The organism is Pseudomonas sp. NIBRBAC000502773, assembly GCF_006517195.1.
Taxonomy (GTDB): domain Bacteria; phylum Pseudomonadota; class Gammaproteobacteria; order Pseudomonadales; family Pseudomonadaceae; genus Aquipseudomonas; species Aquipseudomonas marginalis.
The window spans coordinates 6,385,373-6,399,263 of sequence record NZ_CP041189.1 but is presented as its reverse complement, the minus strand read 5'-3'; the positions used below and the strand labels follow the sequence as shown (position 1 = coordinate 6,399,263).

The following is a 13,891-nucleotide window of genomic DNA, read 5'->3' as shown; positions in this document are numbered from 1 at the left end:
GCTCCAAGGCGATTTACCCTGGGGCTTACCTTTTGCTGTTTACTCCCCATGCACCCACCGCTGATGAACCCCGCGTGCAAGCGCATCCAGGGCAAACCCCAGCAGCCCGATCAGCAACACCATCGCCATCAGTTCCGAATAGGCCAGGCGATCACGGGTATCCAGGATGTAGTAGCCAAGCCCCGCGCTGACCCCAAGCATTTCGCAGGGCACCAGCACGATCCACAGGATCCCGATGGCCAGGCGCACGCCGGTCAGTACGTGGCCCACCACGCCGGGGATGATCACCCGGCGCAAGGTTTCCCAGCGCGTGGCGCTCAGGCTGTTGCTCAACTGCAGCCAGCGCGGGTCGAGCTGGCGCACGCCGGCGGCGGTGTTGAGCATGATCGGCCACACCGCGGCAAACGCCAGCAGGAAGTAGATCGGCTGGTCCCCTACCCCCATCAGCATCACCACGATGGGCATCCAGGACAGCGGTGAGATCATCCGCAGAAACTGGAAGGCCGGCGTGGTCGCCGCTTCCAGGTTGCGCGAACTGCCCACCAGCAGCCCCAGCGGCACCCCCACCAGCAAGGCCAGGAACAGCCCGACGAAGATGCGCTTGAGGCTCACGACGATATGCAGATACAGCTCACCGCGCCCCAGCAATTCCCACAGGCTGCTGAAGGTGGCCGCCAGCGAAAAGCGCGCCGCCAGGCCGCCCCCATCGCCCCACACCTTCACCCCCAGCCACCACAGCAACAACAGGCCGGCCAGGCCACTCAGCCCGAGCAGCCAGCCCGGGACTCTGCGGTTGTTCAAACGCCAATCTCCTCGGTCCGCTCAAAGCCCTCGGGCAAGCCGAAGGTGCCCATGCCGCCCACCGCTTCGATGGCATTGCGCACGAAGCGGTCATCCACCAGATCCTTGGCGACAAAGGCCGGGTCCAGACCGGCGAGGAATTTCTTGTCCCCCTCGATCAGCGTGTCCTTCAAGCGTCGCACCAATTCCTCGGTGTAGCTGGGGAATGGATAGGGCTGGAAGTCGATGCGGTGCTCGTCCCAGTCGGCATGCCGGATCGCGCCATCGGCCAGGTAGGCCGCGCGGTCGGCGGCGGCCGGCGCCAGGACTTTGCTCAACACCGGCTCGGCATGTGGCGTGTAGCGGTTCGGGCCGTCCTTGGACAGCAGTTTCACCGCCTCTGCGCGGTTATCACGGGTCCACACCTGGGCCTTGACGATCGCATTCACGACTTTCTGCGACCACTCCGGGCGATTGTTCAGGTCGTGTTCGTGCATGAACACCACGCAGCACGCGTGATTGCGCCACACGTCGCCGGTAAACCGCTGCACACGCCCGACCTTGAGGTTCTCCGCCAGGGCGTTGAACGGCTCGGCGACGATATAACCGTCGATGCGCTGGCTGGCCAGGGCCGGCGGCATGTCCGAAGGCGGCAGCACGATCAGGTTGACTTCATTGGCGCCAATCGCACTGCCGGCGGCACGTGCCACCGGGGTCAGGCCGTTGTCGCGGAACAGTTGCTGCACCACCACGTTATGGATCGAATACCAGAACGGGATCGCCACGGACTTGCCGCCCAGTTGCTTCACCTCGGTAATGCCCGGTGCCACGGTGAGCCCCGAACCGCCCACATGGTTCCACGCCACCACCTTGGCCGGCACCTGGCTGCCATAGCGTGCCCACACGGTCATCGGCGACAGCAGGTGAATCACGTTGACCTGCCCGGAGATAAACGCCTCGATCACCTGCGCCCAACTGCGCAGCAACACCGGACGCTCGGCCTTGATGCCTTCGGCTTCGAACAGGCCGTTGTTATGCGCCACCAGCAAGGGCGTCGCGTCGGTGATCGGCAGGTAGCCGATGCGCACCGGCGCATCCGGCTCGCTGGCGGCACGGGCCTGCAGGCTGCTCAGCAGCGGCAAGGCGCCGGCGGCACTGAGTACCGCGGAAAGTTTGAGAAAGTCACGGCGCGAGTGGGTCAGGTCATCCAGGCACATGGCTGGGCTCCAGCAGGTCAAGGGGTTGGGGTTGAGGGCGGCTCGCCTGCCGTAGGGTTTTAAGAATCTCGATGCGCAGCGCGCCGATGGCTTCCACCTGTTCTTCCCGCGGTTGCGGCAGGTCGATGCGCCATTCGCCCAGCGTCCGCGCCGGGCGGTTGCCCAGCAGCAGGATGCGGTCGGACAACAGCAGTGCTTCGTCGATGTCATGGGTGATCAACACCGCCGCCGAACCCTGCTCACGGTTGACCTTGAGCAACAGGTGCTGCATATCGGCACGGGTCACTTCATCCAGCGCACCGAAAGGCTCATCCAGCAACAGCACCTGGGGCTGGCGTGCCAGGCAACGGGCCAACGCAGTACGCTGGGCCATGCCGCCGGACAGCTGCGCCGGAAATTGCTGGCGGGCGTGCTCCAGGCCAACCGCCGCGATGGCGTGGTCGACACGCCGGCGGCGCTCATCAGCGCCCAGGTGCGGCTGGCGGGCGAAATCCAGGCCGAACGCGACGTTCTTTTCCAGGCTCAACCAGGGCAACAGGCTGGGGTCCTGGAACGCCACGGCAACACGTGGATGGGGGCCGCTCAACGGCTCGCCCAACACCTGCACCTTGCCATCCTGGGGCGCCTGCAAACCGGCGAGCACCCGCAACAGGCTGGACTTGCCGACCCCGCTGGGCCCCAGGATCGACACCACTTCACCGCGCTGCAATTGCAGGTCGAAGCCTTGCAGCACCGGGCCGCCGGCGTACCCCAGGCCAATGCCCCGGGCACTCAATACCACCGGGCTCACAGGTTGGCCTGGCGTTGCAACTCGGTGCGCAATTGCACCAGGCTAGGCGTGACGATCGGCACAAACGCCGACTCCCGCCAGCGCCGCGCAAACCCACTGCCATGGGCCGTGAGGTAAGCCTTGCCGCCACTGGCCTGCAGTTCCAGCTGCACCGCGCTGGCGGCGGTTTCGGCCAGGCCGATGCGCAACTTGAACAACGCCACCGGCTCAGCGGCGAAGCGCCCGGCGAGCAGGCCATTCTGCAGCTCGGTCACCAGGTGATCCAAGGTCCCACGCAACCCTTCGAGTTCTTCGCGCAGCACCGTGCGGGCCGCGCCCAGGTGATGGGCGACTTCCGCCAGCGAGCGCCGGGCCAGGCCGATCGACATACCGCACTGCAAGCCAAGGAACGCCGGGCGCACGGCCGGCAGGAACTTGCGAGCATCCTCGTGCAGCAACCACTCGCGACTCAGCTCGACACCTTCCAGGCCCAGGGCTGCGGTGTTGCTCGATTGCAGGCCGAGCAGCTCCAGGTCGCCGGAACGTTGCAGGCCCGCCACCGAATCCGGAATCGCCAGGATAAACGGCGCGCCGCCGCCGGCATGCTCGATCGCCGCCGCCGCGACAAAGCCGTTCTTGCGCAGATTGGTCACCCAGTGCAAGCGACCGTTGAGGGTCCAGCCGTGATCATTCGGCTCGGCGCTGATCTGCAGCGTCTCGATGCCCGACAGGAACTTCATCGCATTCGACAAACCGGTGGCCCCCGCCAACCTGCCGCTGAGCAGGTCCGGCAGCAATTGCTCGCGCAGCCGCTCATTCGGGCTCTGCAGCAAATACTCGATAAACGAGCGCTGGCCCCAGCAGACAAACGCCGCCGCCAAGGAATGGCTGGCGACATTGGCGATGGCCTCGACGGCGCCGGCCACATCGCCGCCCAGGCCGCCGAAGGCTTTTGGCACACCGATACGCAGTATGTTGGCCTCTGCCAGCCGTGGCAGCACTTCCTGGGGATCGCAACTGCCCACATCCAGGGCCTGCGCTTGAACATCGAGCCAACGGCTCAAGATCGGGTCAAGCATTCATGTTTCTCCTTGTCAAAGCAGCAGGGCCACCCGCCCTTCAGCTGGCCGGTTTTTCCCAACGGTATTGCGCCAGCTCCGGGTTCAGCGGGGTACGGGCAAACACGTTAGCGAAGTTGCACAGGGTTGCCAGGCTCACCCCCAAAATAACTTCCAGGGCCTGGCCTTCGGTGTAACCGGCGGCGCGGAACGCCTCGAAACCGGCATCGCTGACATCGCCACGGGTGGCAATGACTTCCCGGGTAAAGGCAGCGAGTGTCTCATAACGGGCATTGGGCAATTCGCCGCGCTGGCGCAGGGCGTCGATCACCTCTTCCGGCAGCTTGGCCTTGTTGCGCGCCACGGCGGTGTGGCCGGCGACGCAGAAATCGCAGCCGTGGGTGGTGGCGGCAATCAACTGCACCACTTCGCGATCGGCCAGGCTCAGCTCGGCCTTGGCGTTCAGGCCCGAGACGGTGATGTAGGTTTCCAGCGCCGCCGGGGCATTGGCCAACACGGCCAGCAGATTGGGGATGAAGCCCGAGGCTTTCAGCGCATTTTCCAGCAATGGCTTGGCGGCGGGTGGCGCGGTTTGCGGGGTGAGCAGCGGTACACGGGACATGGAGCGGTCTCCTGAAGGTTCGTGTATCCAGTCTGTTGGTTATAAGAAATCCTCTCAATAGGCTAAAGTAGCGATTACTTGCTCTTGAGTCTTTCCATTAGATGAATTCTTCCAGTGCCCTTGTCGATTGGTTATTAGACAGCCTCGAACTCAACACCAGCCTGTTCCATGTCGGGCGCTATTGCGGCGATTGGCATGCCAGCACCCACGGCCTGGCGCGCGCGAGTTTCCACCTGATCGTGCAAGGCGAGTGCTGGCTGCATATCGCCGGCGAACCCACCGCCGTAGCGTTGAACAACGGCGACGCGGTGTTCCTGCTACGTGACCTGGAATACCGGTTGTCCGGAGCAGCCACGGCGGCCGGCGCACAGGAATGTCCGCGACGCCCGATGCTGCCCCTGGACAGCGGCGCCAGCGACGGCGTGGGGCTGGTGTGCGGGTTCTTTCACTTCCAGTCGGGCTTGTCGGCGATGATCGTCGATACCCTGCCCGCGTGGATCGTCCTGCGGGCCGGCGACCCCTCGCTGACGGCCGCCCGCAACCTGTTCGAGCTGATCCTGCAAGAGTGCCAGCGCGACCCAGCGCCTTCCGCGGCCTTGCTCGAGCGCCTGTGCCACCTGTTGTTTCTGTATGTACTGCGCCAGCAAGTGCTGGATAACCACGCACTCGGAGGCCTCGCCGCACTGGGGCGCCAGCCGGCGTTCGCGAACCTGCTGGAACAATTGATTGCTCGCCCGGCAGACGCCTGGACCCTGGAAAGCATGGCGGCCTGCACCGGCTTGTCGCGCTCGGCGTTCTTCAAGCGCTTCACTGAATTGTGCGGGCAGTCGCCCGGCCAGGTGCTGCTGATGATGCGCATGCGCCACGCCTGCCAATTGTTCAAGCAGGACCAGACCGTCGCGGATGTCGCAGTGGCGGTGGGTTATCAGTCCGTGGCGGCGTTTACCCGCGCCTTCCACAAAGTGACCGGGCAGCAACCCGGCGCTTATCGCAAGGCCCAGGCCTAGCGTTGCAAACCGGTGCCCGGCTGGCCGCACAGTTCGACCAGCCAGTCCACAAACACCCTGACCCGCTGTGACAACTGGCGATGGGGCGGATACAGCGCCGTCAGCGCCATTTTCGGCACCGGCAACTGCGCCAGCACGGGCACCAGGCGGCCCTCGGCCAGTTGCCGCATCGCATGATAGTGCGGCGCCTGAATCAGGCCGTAGCCGGCTTCGCACGCGGTGAAATAACCATCGGAACTGTTGACCGCCACACGCTTGGGCAACTGGATCGGGTGCACGGCGTTGTCGACCAGGAACTCCAGGCCGAACCGCTTGCCGCTGGCCGTGGAGACATACTCGACCATCTGGTGATTGGCCAGATCGTCGAGGCCCGCCGGTATGCCCATGCGTTCCAGATACCCAGGGCTCGCCAGGGTCAACTGGTCCATCATCGCCAAGGGCCTGGCCACCAGCGACTCATCCAGCGCCGGACCGCCGCGCAGCACGCAATCCACACCTTCGCGGATCAGGTCCACCGGGCGGTCGTTCAGGCCGATGTCCAATTCGATTTGCGGATAGCGCGCGGTGAACGCCGGCAATGCGGGAATCACAATCAAACGCCCGATCCCCGAGGGCATATCCACGCTCAGGGTGCCGCGTGGGTTCTGGCGGCGAGTGGAGAACACCGCCTCGGTTTCCTCCAGGTCGGTGAGCAGCTGTACGCAGCGCTGGTAATACGCCGCGCCGTCCAGGGTCGGGCTGACCTGGCGCGTGGTGCGCTGCAGCAACTGCACGCCCAGGTGCGCCTCCAGTTGCTTGATCAGGATGGTCACCGACGCGCGCGGCAGTTGCAGGCTGTCGGCGGCCTTGGCAAATCCGCCCAACTCGACAATCCGGGTAAACACCCGCATGGCGTTAAAACGATCCAAGGGCCGGCTCCAGGAGGATTATTTAGAAATTACCAATAGTGATAGTGCTTTTAGCCGGTTTATCCCGGTTTTGTCGAGGGTAACAATGGCGTCCTACCTCATCAGGAGCTGCACCCATGCACACTCGTCAACTCGGTAAGAACGGTCCCCACGTCAGTGCCATCGGCCTCGGCTGCATGGGCATGAGTGACTTCTACACCTCGGGCAGCGACACCCGGGAGGCCATCGCCACCCTGCACCGTGCCGTGGAATTGGGCGTCACCTTGCTCGACACCGCCGACATGTACGGCCCCCATACCAACGAAGAATTGATTGGCAAAGCCATTGCCGGCAAACGCGACCGGGTGTTCCTGGCCAGTAAGTTCGGCTTTGTGCGTGACCCATCGAACCCAGAGGTGCGCGGCGTGAATGGCCGGCCCGAATATATTCGCCAGGCCATCGACGGCACCTTGAAGCGCCTCGGCGTGGAGACCCTCGACCTGTATTACCAGCACCGTATCGACCCCGAGGTGGCCGTCGAAGAAAGCGTAGGCGCCATGGCCGAGCTGGTCGCCCAAGGCAAGGTGCGTTACCTGGGGCTGAGCGAGGTCAGCGCCACCACCTTGGAGCGTGCGCACAAGGTGCATCCGATCAGCGCCCTGCAAAGCGAATACTCCCTGTGGAGCCGTGACCAGGAAGACAACGGCTGCCTGGCTGCCTGCGCACGCCTGGGTGTCGCGTTCGTACCTTACAGCCCGCTGGGGCGTGGCTTTCTCACCGGGGCCCTGAAAAGCCCGGATGACTTCGCCGAAGACGATTACCGCCGCTCCAGCCCGCGCTTCCAGGGCGAGAACTTTGCACACAACCTGCGACTGGTGGAGCGGGTCCAGGCCCTCGCCGCCGAAAAAGGCGTAACCGCCGGGCAACTGGCATTGGCCTGGGTACTGGCACAGGGTGATTACCTGATCCCCATTCCGGGCACCAAGCAGCGCAAGTATCTGGAAGAAAACGTCGCCGCCCTGGACATCACATTGAACCCGGCCGAGCTGGCGGCACTGGCATCTGTGTTCCCGTCGGGCGCTGTGGCGGGGCCACGCTACCCCGAGACGTCCATGGGGCTGGTGCACCAATAACGCTCAACCCGGGCGCAGCTGTCGAGGCTGCGCCCAGGAAATATCCTGCACCATGACCGGTTCCGGCAGCGGGAACGTTTCGACGCGTGCCTCCACGGAATGGAAAGGCCTGATAGGCAATCAGGATTATCTGACAACCCTCGTGAAGGACTCGCTGATGCTCTCTGCAACCACCTCCCCAACCTTTCCCACTGCCCAGTCCGCCCTTCCTGCGGCTCACGACAAGCCTGAACCTTCGCCCTATGACCCGCCCACCGACCTGACGCCAGGCCTCTACAATGAGCGTTCCCACACCCTGCATATCGACGGCGATATCAAGTTCGGCCGGTTAATCGTATGGGATGCATCAGATCCCGAAAACCCGAAGATCGAGTTGAATCTGCTGACGGTGGAAACCGGTGACGGCGCGGATTGCGTGCACGTACGCAACTGGCCGGGCAACCGGCTGCAGGTGTGTATCAACGGTAAGTCATATGTTTTCGACAATCACGTCAAACAAGGCCCGCAACAGGGCCTTTGGATCGAGACCAGAGGCGGCAATGACACGGTGATCATCGACGATGACGTCAAGCTGCGGGTGGACATTGAAGGCGGCGATGGCCATGACTACATCCAGGCCGGAGGCGGCAGGAGCAGAGTGTACGGCGGCAATGGTAACGATGTGCTGCGACTGGGCAGCGGCCTGGGCTTTGCAGCCGGCAATGACGGTGACGACACGATCATCGGCGGAAGCGGCAATGCCGTGATGTACGGTAATAACGGCAAGGATCGTCTCTATGCCGGATTTGGCCTCTCGACCAAACAGAGCTACCTGGATGGGGGTGATGGCAATGACCAACTCTACGCCGGCAGCGGGCACACCGTTGCCCATGGCGGCAACGGCAATGATGATCTTATCGGGCATGACCGCACGACCTTCTACACCGGCAAAGGCTGCGACCGTATCTGGAATAACCGGCGCAAGGATCTGATTTACGCCAATGCCCATGACCGATTCGACCGCAGCAAAGGCTCGACTTTCACCGAGGTCAAACCCAGCAACGCCGGCAAGCAAGCGTTTACCGTGGCCGAAGGAACGCTGGGATTCAACCAGCAAGTGAGCGATGACCTGGAGTTTCTACGCAGTTCACCGCTTGGCCAGCAGGCCCTGGCCAAAATGGACGAGCTGGCCGCGATCAATGGCGCAACGGTCGAAATCCGGCAGGTGACCTTGGGCGACACCAGTTACGATTTTGGCAGCGTTGAGCTGGAGAACCAGACACCCGAGGAAGAGGAAAACATAGATGAGACACGATACGGCACCCTCAAGAACGGCGTTCCCGGCGCCCGCGCCAAGAATGCCTCGATCGCCTACGACCCCTACGCAGTCCTTGAGAGTACTGACCGCACTAACGTCATAGCGCCCGTCACCACCCTGTTCCATGAAAACGGCCATGCGTTCAATGGCGCCAACGGCACTTTCCTTGAGGGTGAAGACCAGGAGCAGCTGCAATCCGGAGCATGGGTGCCGGTTCGAAATGCAGAACGCCAGGTCATTGGCATTCCCGGCAACGCAACACCCGCAGACCTCGACAACGACCCGTCTACGCCGCCGAGCACGGTCAATCCGCGACCTTTCATGGAGAACGCCTTGAATCAGGAGATGGGTAAACCGCTAAGAAAAACTCACAAATTCGAGCACAGTGATCAGGGCGACGGCATCTGATGAGCCGGGCGTAGCGAGCCGGCGGCCGGCCTCGCTATGTGCCCGCCCAACAAACTTTGCACCATGGTACCTAAAGACGTGCCACTCCCCGCCGATAGCCCTACGAAGCTCCAAAACAGCCGCGCCGACAATAAACGCTTCGTAAGGACGACCCCCATGCCCCCACTGCGCTCCATTCAAGCCCGCTATACCCTGTTCCTGGTGCTGTTCGTCCTGGTGTTGTTCGTGTTGACGGTCGTCGGCATCGGCCAACTGGTCGCGCCCACGCTGCGCCATACCGAGGAACAGGTGGTGCTCAACCGCATCAGTGAGGTGGCCGAGCAGATCCAGGGCGAACTCAACAAGGTTCAGTCCCAGCAACGCACCATCACCCAGACCATTCCCCTGCTCGACAGCGATGCCATCGACAAGGTCCTGCCGGGCCTGGTCGATCAATATGGTGAGCTGAAGGTCTTCGGCGGCGGTATCTGGCCGCTGCCCAACCAGCGCACGCCGGGGCGCAACAAGCACAGCACCTTCTGGCACCGCGATGCCTCGGGCAAGCTGGCAGTGAACACCTTCTGGAACAGCGACCCCGCCCCCAACTATTACGACCAGAGCTGGTACAAGGGTGGCCTCGCGTCGCCACGTGGCCAATGTGCCTGGGCCGCGGCCTACAAGGACGACGCCAGCCAGGAGCCGCGCACCAACTGCGCCATGGCGATCCAGCGTGACGGCGCGGCGTACGGCGTCGCCACCATCGACGTGACCCTGGGCTTCTTCAACGAACTGGTAGCCAGCAAGGAAAAGGACATCGGCGGGCAGATGCTGATCGTCGAAGGCGACGGCAAGATCATCAGCAACAGCACGCGCCTGAGCAGCCCGGTGGTGTTGAAGAACATCAGTGAATTGACCGGCACCTCGGCCTTTGCCGCCCAGGTCAGCAAGGCCCTGGCCCATCGCGACCAGGCCTTGCAGCGCAACGAGTTCGACAACCAGGGCGTGGCCAGCACCTTCTACATGCGCCCCATCGAAGGCACGCCGTGGTTCCTCGCCACCGCCCTGCCCACCTCGCTGATCACCGCCCAGCGCGATGACGTACTCGGCAGCCTGGCCCTGTTGCAGATCCCCATGGTGTTGCTGCTGGTGCTGCTGGCGGTGTATGCAATTCGCCAATTGGTGCAGCGCATGAAAATCCTGAAGGCCAACATCGATGCACTGTCCACCGGCGATGCCGACCTGACGCGGCGCATTACCATCCGCGCCGAAGACGAACTGGGCGCCATCGGCCATTCGGTGAACCGCTTTATCGTCTACCTGCAAGACATGATCGGCGAAGTAACCCAGGCCACTGGCGCCATGTCATCGGGCCTTGAGCAATTGCAGCAAACCTCGGCGCACACCAACAGCATCCTGGTGCGCCACGCCTCGGAGACCGACCAGACCGTTACCGCCATCACCGAGATGAGCTCCACCGCCGATACGGTGGCGCAGAACGCGGCGCAAACCGCTTCGTTCACCCAGCGCGCCAACGAACACGCCGACCGCTCCCGCGTGGTGGTGGGTGAAGCGTCCACCAGCGTCAGTGCGCTGATCGGCGAAGTCGCCAGTGCCACCCACACCGTCGAGAACATGCGCCAGGACGCCGCGCGCATCACCGAAACCCTCGGCGTGATCGGCGCGATTGCCGGCCAGACCAACCTGCTGGCCCTCAACGCCGCGATTGAAGCCGCGCGGGCCGGCGAGCAGGGTCGTGGTTTTGCGGTGGTGGCCGACGAAGTCCGCGCCCTGGCGGCGCGTACCCAGGCCAGCACTTCGCAGATCAATGAAATGCTTGCGCGCTTGACCACCGGTGTCAGTTCTTCGGTGGCGGCCATGGAGAACACCCAGGCCAGTTGCCAGTCGGCGGCGGATGCCACGGCACGGGTGAACACCGGCCTCGACGAGATGGCCGGTTCGGTCAGCCATATCAATGACCTCAGCACCCAGATCGCCACCGCTGCCGAGCAGCAAAGCGCGGTGACCGAGGAGATCAACCGCAGCATGGTGCATATCCGACATATGGTCGAAGAGCTGGTGCAGAGCGGCCATGCCACGCAAACCAATACACAAAGCCTGCTGGACGCCAATGGCCGGGTGATTGCGTTGATGGGCCGGTTCAAGGTGCGCTGATAAATGGCTGAAACACTCCCGTGCAATGTGCGGGAGTGGGACTATTCTGACAGTTCACAGCCACACAGGAGGTGTGCCATGCGCGCTGTCGAGCATTCGGTCCGCTTGGATCGGATCAGTCAGGAACGTTTTATCCAGGCCCCTATCGATGCCGTCTACGACTATGTGACCCAACCGGATCGCTGGCACGAATGGCACCCCACTTCCCTCGGTGCCGACACCGGCACCACCGGTCCCCTCCCCGCCGGCGCACGCTTTACCGAAATGATCGACCTGCTCGGAGTGCGCGTGCCCATGAGCTACCGCGTGCAGATCGCCCGGCGTCCCGACGAGTTCAAGACGGTGTTCACCTCACTGGCCGTCGACGGCTCGATCCACTACTTTTTGCAACCCTTTCGCGACGGCACCCTGTTCAAGCGCGTGCTGACCTATGAAACCGAATTGCAGCTGGCCAGCCTCCATGAACGCATGATCGAGCTGTCGGCGATTGCACTGGACCGGCTCAAGCAACGGATGGAAAACTCGCTCTCCGTATAATTTTGAAACATTAACCCGACGCCCCACGGATAAAAGCAGGGAGAATGCCCGGCTTACTGCCCGGTATTGGACGAGACCTCCATGAAAATCCCATTGCGATTGGCCCTGCTTTCAGTGCTGTTCACCACCACCCTGGCCCAGGCCGCCGACCTGATCCCCATCGATGTGCATCGCGACGCCAACTGTGGCTGCTGCAAAAAGTGGATCAGCCACCTGGAAAGCAACGGCTTCAAGGTCAATGACCATGTCGAAGCCGATATGAGTGCGGTCAAGCAGCGGCTGGGCGTGGCCCCGCGCCTGGGCTCGTGCCATACCGCCGTGATCGACGGCAAGTTCGTCGAAGGCCATGTGCCTGCCGAGCAGGTACTGGCCTTGCGCAAGCGCGACGACCTGCTGGGTATCGCCGCACCGGGCATGCCCATGGGTTCGCCCGGTATGGAAATGGACGGCCATGCCGAGGCCTATCAAGTCATCGGCCTGACCCGCGACGGCCAGGATGTGGTGGTGGCGGACTACCCGGCGCACTGATCGGTGCCGATGGGTTACCTGGGGCTGTTTCTCGCCGCCTTTGGCGCGGCGACGTTACTGCCCCTGCAATCGGAGGCGGTGCTGGTCGGCCTGTTGATCAGCGGGCATTACAGCCTGTGGCTGCTGCTGGGTATCGCCACCCTGGGCAACGTCCTCGGCTCGCTGGTCAATTGGTGGCTGGGGCGCTGGGTGGAGCACTTCAAGCAGCGTCGCTGGTTTCCGGTCAGCGACAAGCAACTGGAAAAGGCCCGCCATCAGTACCAGCGCTGGGGGCATTGGACACTGCTGCTCAGTTGGCTGCCGGTCATTGGCGACCCGTTGACGTTGGTGGCCGGGGTGATGCGTGAGCCGTTGTGGCGGTTCCTGCTGCTGGTGACCTTGGCCAAGGGCCTGCGTTACGCGGTGCTCGCCGCCGTGACCCTGCAGTGGGTGTTAATCCCCCGTTAATCCCGCGCAAAGAGCATCCGAGCACCCTGTACGGAGCCCCGCCCATGCCTCTATCCCGTGTCTTTTGCATCGCCGGTCTGCTGACGGCCGGCGCCGCCCCGGCGTTCGCCGCCAGCTATGGCCCTGAGCTGCAAGGTTTCCAATACCCTTATCCCCTCGAACATTTCCAATTCCAATCCCAAGGCAAAGCCCTGCAAATGGGCTATATGGACGTACCGGCCAAGGGCCAGCCGAACGGGCGCAACGTGGTGCTGATGCACGGCAAGAACTTTTGCGGCGCCACCTGGGAAGGCACGATCAAGGCCCTGAGCGACGCCGGATATCGGGTGATCGCACCGGACCAGATCGGTTTCTGCAGCGCCAGCAAGCCCGACCACTACCAGTACAGCTTCCAGCAATTGGCCCTCAACACCCATCAACTGCTGGAAAAGCTCGGCATCCAAAAGGCCACGCTCATTGGCCATTCCACCGGCGGCATGCTCGCCACCCGCTACGCGCTGATGTACCCCGAGCAGACCGAGCAGCTTGGGCTAGTCAATCCGATTGGCCTGGAAGATTGGAAAGCCTTGGGCGTGCCCACGCTGAGCGTCGACCAGTGGTATGCGCGAGAGCAGAAAGTCAGTGCCGAGGGGATTCGCAAGTACCAACTCAATACCTATTACGTCGGACGCTGGAAGCCCGAGTACGAGCGCTGGGTCGACATGTACGCCGGCCTGAGCAATGGCCCAGGGCATACGCTGGTCGCATGGAACTCGGCATTGATTTACGACATGATCTTCACCCAGCCGGTGTACTACGAGTTCAAGCATCTGCAGATGCCTACCCTGTTGCTGATCGGGACCGCCGACACCACCGCCATTGGCAAAGACATTGCGCCGCCGGCGGTCAAGGCCAGGATTGGCAACTACGCGGTATTGGGCAAGCAAGCGGCCAAGCTGATTCCCCACGCAACGTTGGTGGAATTCCCAGGCCTGGGCCATGCTCCGCAGATGGAAGAGCCCACGAAGTTTCACCAGGCACTGTTGCAGGGGTTGAACGCCCTTTAATCCA

The 13,891-nt window shown here is 63.0% G+C and carries 14 protein-coding genes; 8 read left to right on the top strand and 6 right to left on the bottom strand.

Features of this window, described 5'->3' with window-relative positions; all coding sequences use genetic code 11:
* Positions 1–39: 39 nt before the first annotated feature.
* Genes NIBR502773_RS29255 through NIBR502773_RS29235 form a run of 5 tightly spaced genes read right to left on the bottom strand, consistent with a single transcriptional unit; the run spans position 40 to position 4,446 of the window.
* A complete protein-coding gene (locus tag NIBR502773_RS29255; protein ID WP_141157639.1) occupies positions 40–801 on the bottom strand; it encodes an ABC transporter permease in 762 nt (253 codons plus the stop codon).
* Entirely contained in the window at positions 798–1,997 is a 1,200-nt protein-coding gene (locus NIBR502773_RS29250; protein ID WP_141157638.1) for an ABC transporter substrate-binding protein, read from the bottom strand. Before NIBR502773_RS29250 ends, NIBR502773_RS29255 begins: the two co-directional genes overlap by 4 nt.
* Entirely contained in the window at positions 1,984–2,787 is an 804-nt protein-coding gene (locus tag NIBR502773_RS29245) for an ABC transporter ATP-binding protein (protein WP_065927336.1), read from the bottom strand. The genes NIBR502773_RS29250 and NIBR502773_RS29245 overlap by 14 nt, the downstream gene beginning before the upstream one ends.
* Entirely contained in the window at positions 2,784–3,845 is a 1,062-nt protein-coding gene (locus tag NIBR502773_RS29240; protein ID WP_141157637.1) for an acyl-CoA dehydrogenase family protein, read from the bottom strand. The genes NIBR502773_RS29245 and NIBR502773_RS29240 overlap by 4 nt, the downstream gene beginning before the upstream one ends.
* Positions 3,846–3,885: 40 nt before the next feature.
* Positions 3,886–4,446, bottom strand: a complete 561-nt coding sequence (locus NIBR502773_RS29235) for a carboxymuconolactone decarboxylase family protein (RefSeq protein WP_065927334.1) — start codon at positions 4,444–4,446, stop codon at positions 3,886–3,888.
* A gap of 101 nt (positions 4,447–4,547) precedes the next feature.
* On the opposite strand from NIBR502773_RS29235, the gene NIBR502773_RS29230 reads away from it, so the two are divergent.
* A complete protein-coding gene (locus NIBR502773_RS29230; RefSeq protein WP_065941683.1) occupies positions 4,548–5,453 on the top strand; it encodes an AraC family transcriptional regulator in 906 nt (301 codons plus the stop codon).
* Here the strand turns inward: NIBR502773_RS29230 and NIBR502773_RS29225 are convergent.
* Positions 5,450–6,361, bottom strand: coding sequence for a LysR family transcriptional regulator (locus tag NIBR502773_RS29225; protein ID WP_141157636.1), 912 nt, complete (start codon positions 6,359–6,361; stop codon positions 5,450–5,452). The two genes, NIBR502773_RS29230 and NIBR502773_RS29225, sit on opposite strands and share 4 nt — an antisense overlap.
* Positions 6,362–6,477: 116 nt before the next feature.
* Between NIBR502773_RS29225 and NIBR502773_RS29220 the strand changes: the two genes are divergently transcribed.
* The 7 genes from NIBR502773_RS29220 to NIBR502773_RS29190 all read left to right on the top strand — a co-directional run bounded on the left by NIBR502773_RS29220 (position 6,478) and on the right by NIBR502773_RS29190 (position 13,887).
* Positions 6,478–7,473 (top strand): aldo/keto reductase, encoded by a 996-nt coding sequence (locus NIBR502773_RS29220; RefSeq protein WP_065941685.1) that lies wholly within the window; start codon positions 6,478–6,480, stop codon positions 7,471–7,473.
* Between the two features lie 52 nt (positions 7,474–7,525).
* Positions 7,526–9,178 carry a M91 family zinc metallopeptidase gene (locus NIBR502773_RS29215; protein ID WP_257228083.1) on the top strand — a complete coding sequence of 551 codons (1,653 nt, stop codon included), beginning with the start codon at positions 7,526–7,528 and terminating at the stop codon, positions 9,176–9,178.
* Positions 9,179–9,334: 156 nt separating this feature from the next.
* The gene (locus NIBR502773_RS29210) at positions 9,335–11,329 is read left to right on the top strand and encodes a methyl-accepting chemotaxis protein (protein ID WP_092484838.1); all 1,995 of its coding nucleotides are present in this window, start codon (positions 9,335–9,337) and stop codon (positions 11,327–11,329) included.
* Between the two features lie 78 nt (positions 11,330–11,407).
* The gene (locus NIBR502773_RS29205) at positions 11,408–11,866 is read left to right on the top strand and encodes an SRPBCC family protein (protein ID WP_141157635.1); all 459 of its coding nucleotides are present in this window, start codon (positions 11,408–11,410) and stop codon (positions 11,864–11,866) included.
* Between the two features lie 81 nt (positions 11,867–11,947).
* On the top strand, positions 11,948–12,394 hold the full coding sequence (locus NIBR502773_RS29200; RefSeq protein ID WP_141157634.1) for a DUF411 domain-containing protein: 447 nt from the start codon (positions 11,948–11,950) through the stop codon (positions 12,392–12,394).
* 9 nt (positions 12,395–12,403) lie between these two features.
* Positions 12,404–12,841, top strand: coding sequence for a YqaA family protein (locus NIBR502773_RS29195; protein WP_141157890.1), 438 nt, complete (start codon positions 12,404–12,406; stop codon positions 12,839–12,841).
* Positions 12,842–12,885: 44 nt separating this feature from the next.
* Positions 12,886–13,887, top strand: coding sequence for an alpha/beta fold hydrolase (locus NIBR502773_RS29190; RefSeq protein ID WP_141157633.1), 1,002 nt, complete (start codon positions 12,886–12,888; stop codon positions 13,885–13,887).
* Positions 13,888–13,891: the final 4 nt, after the last annotated feature.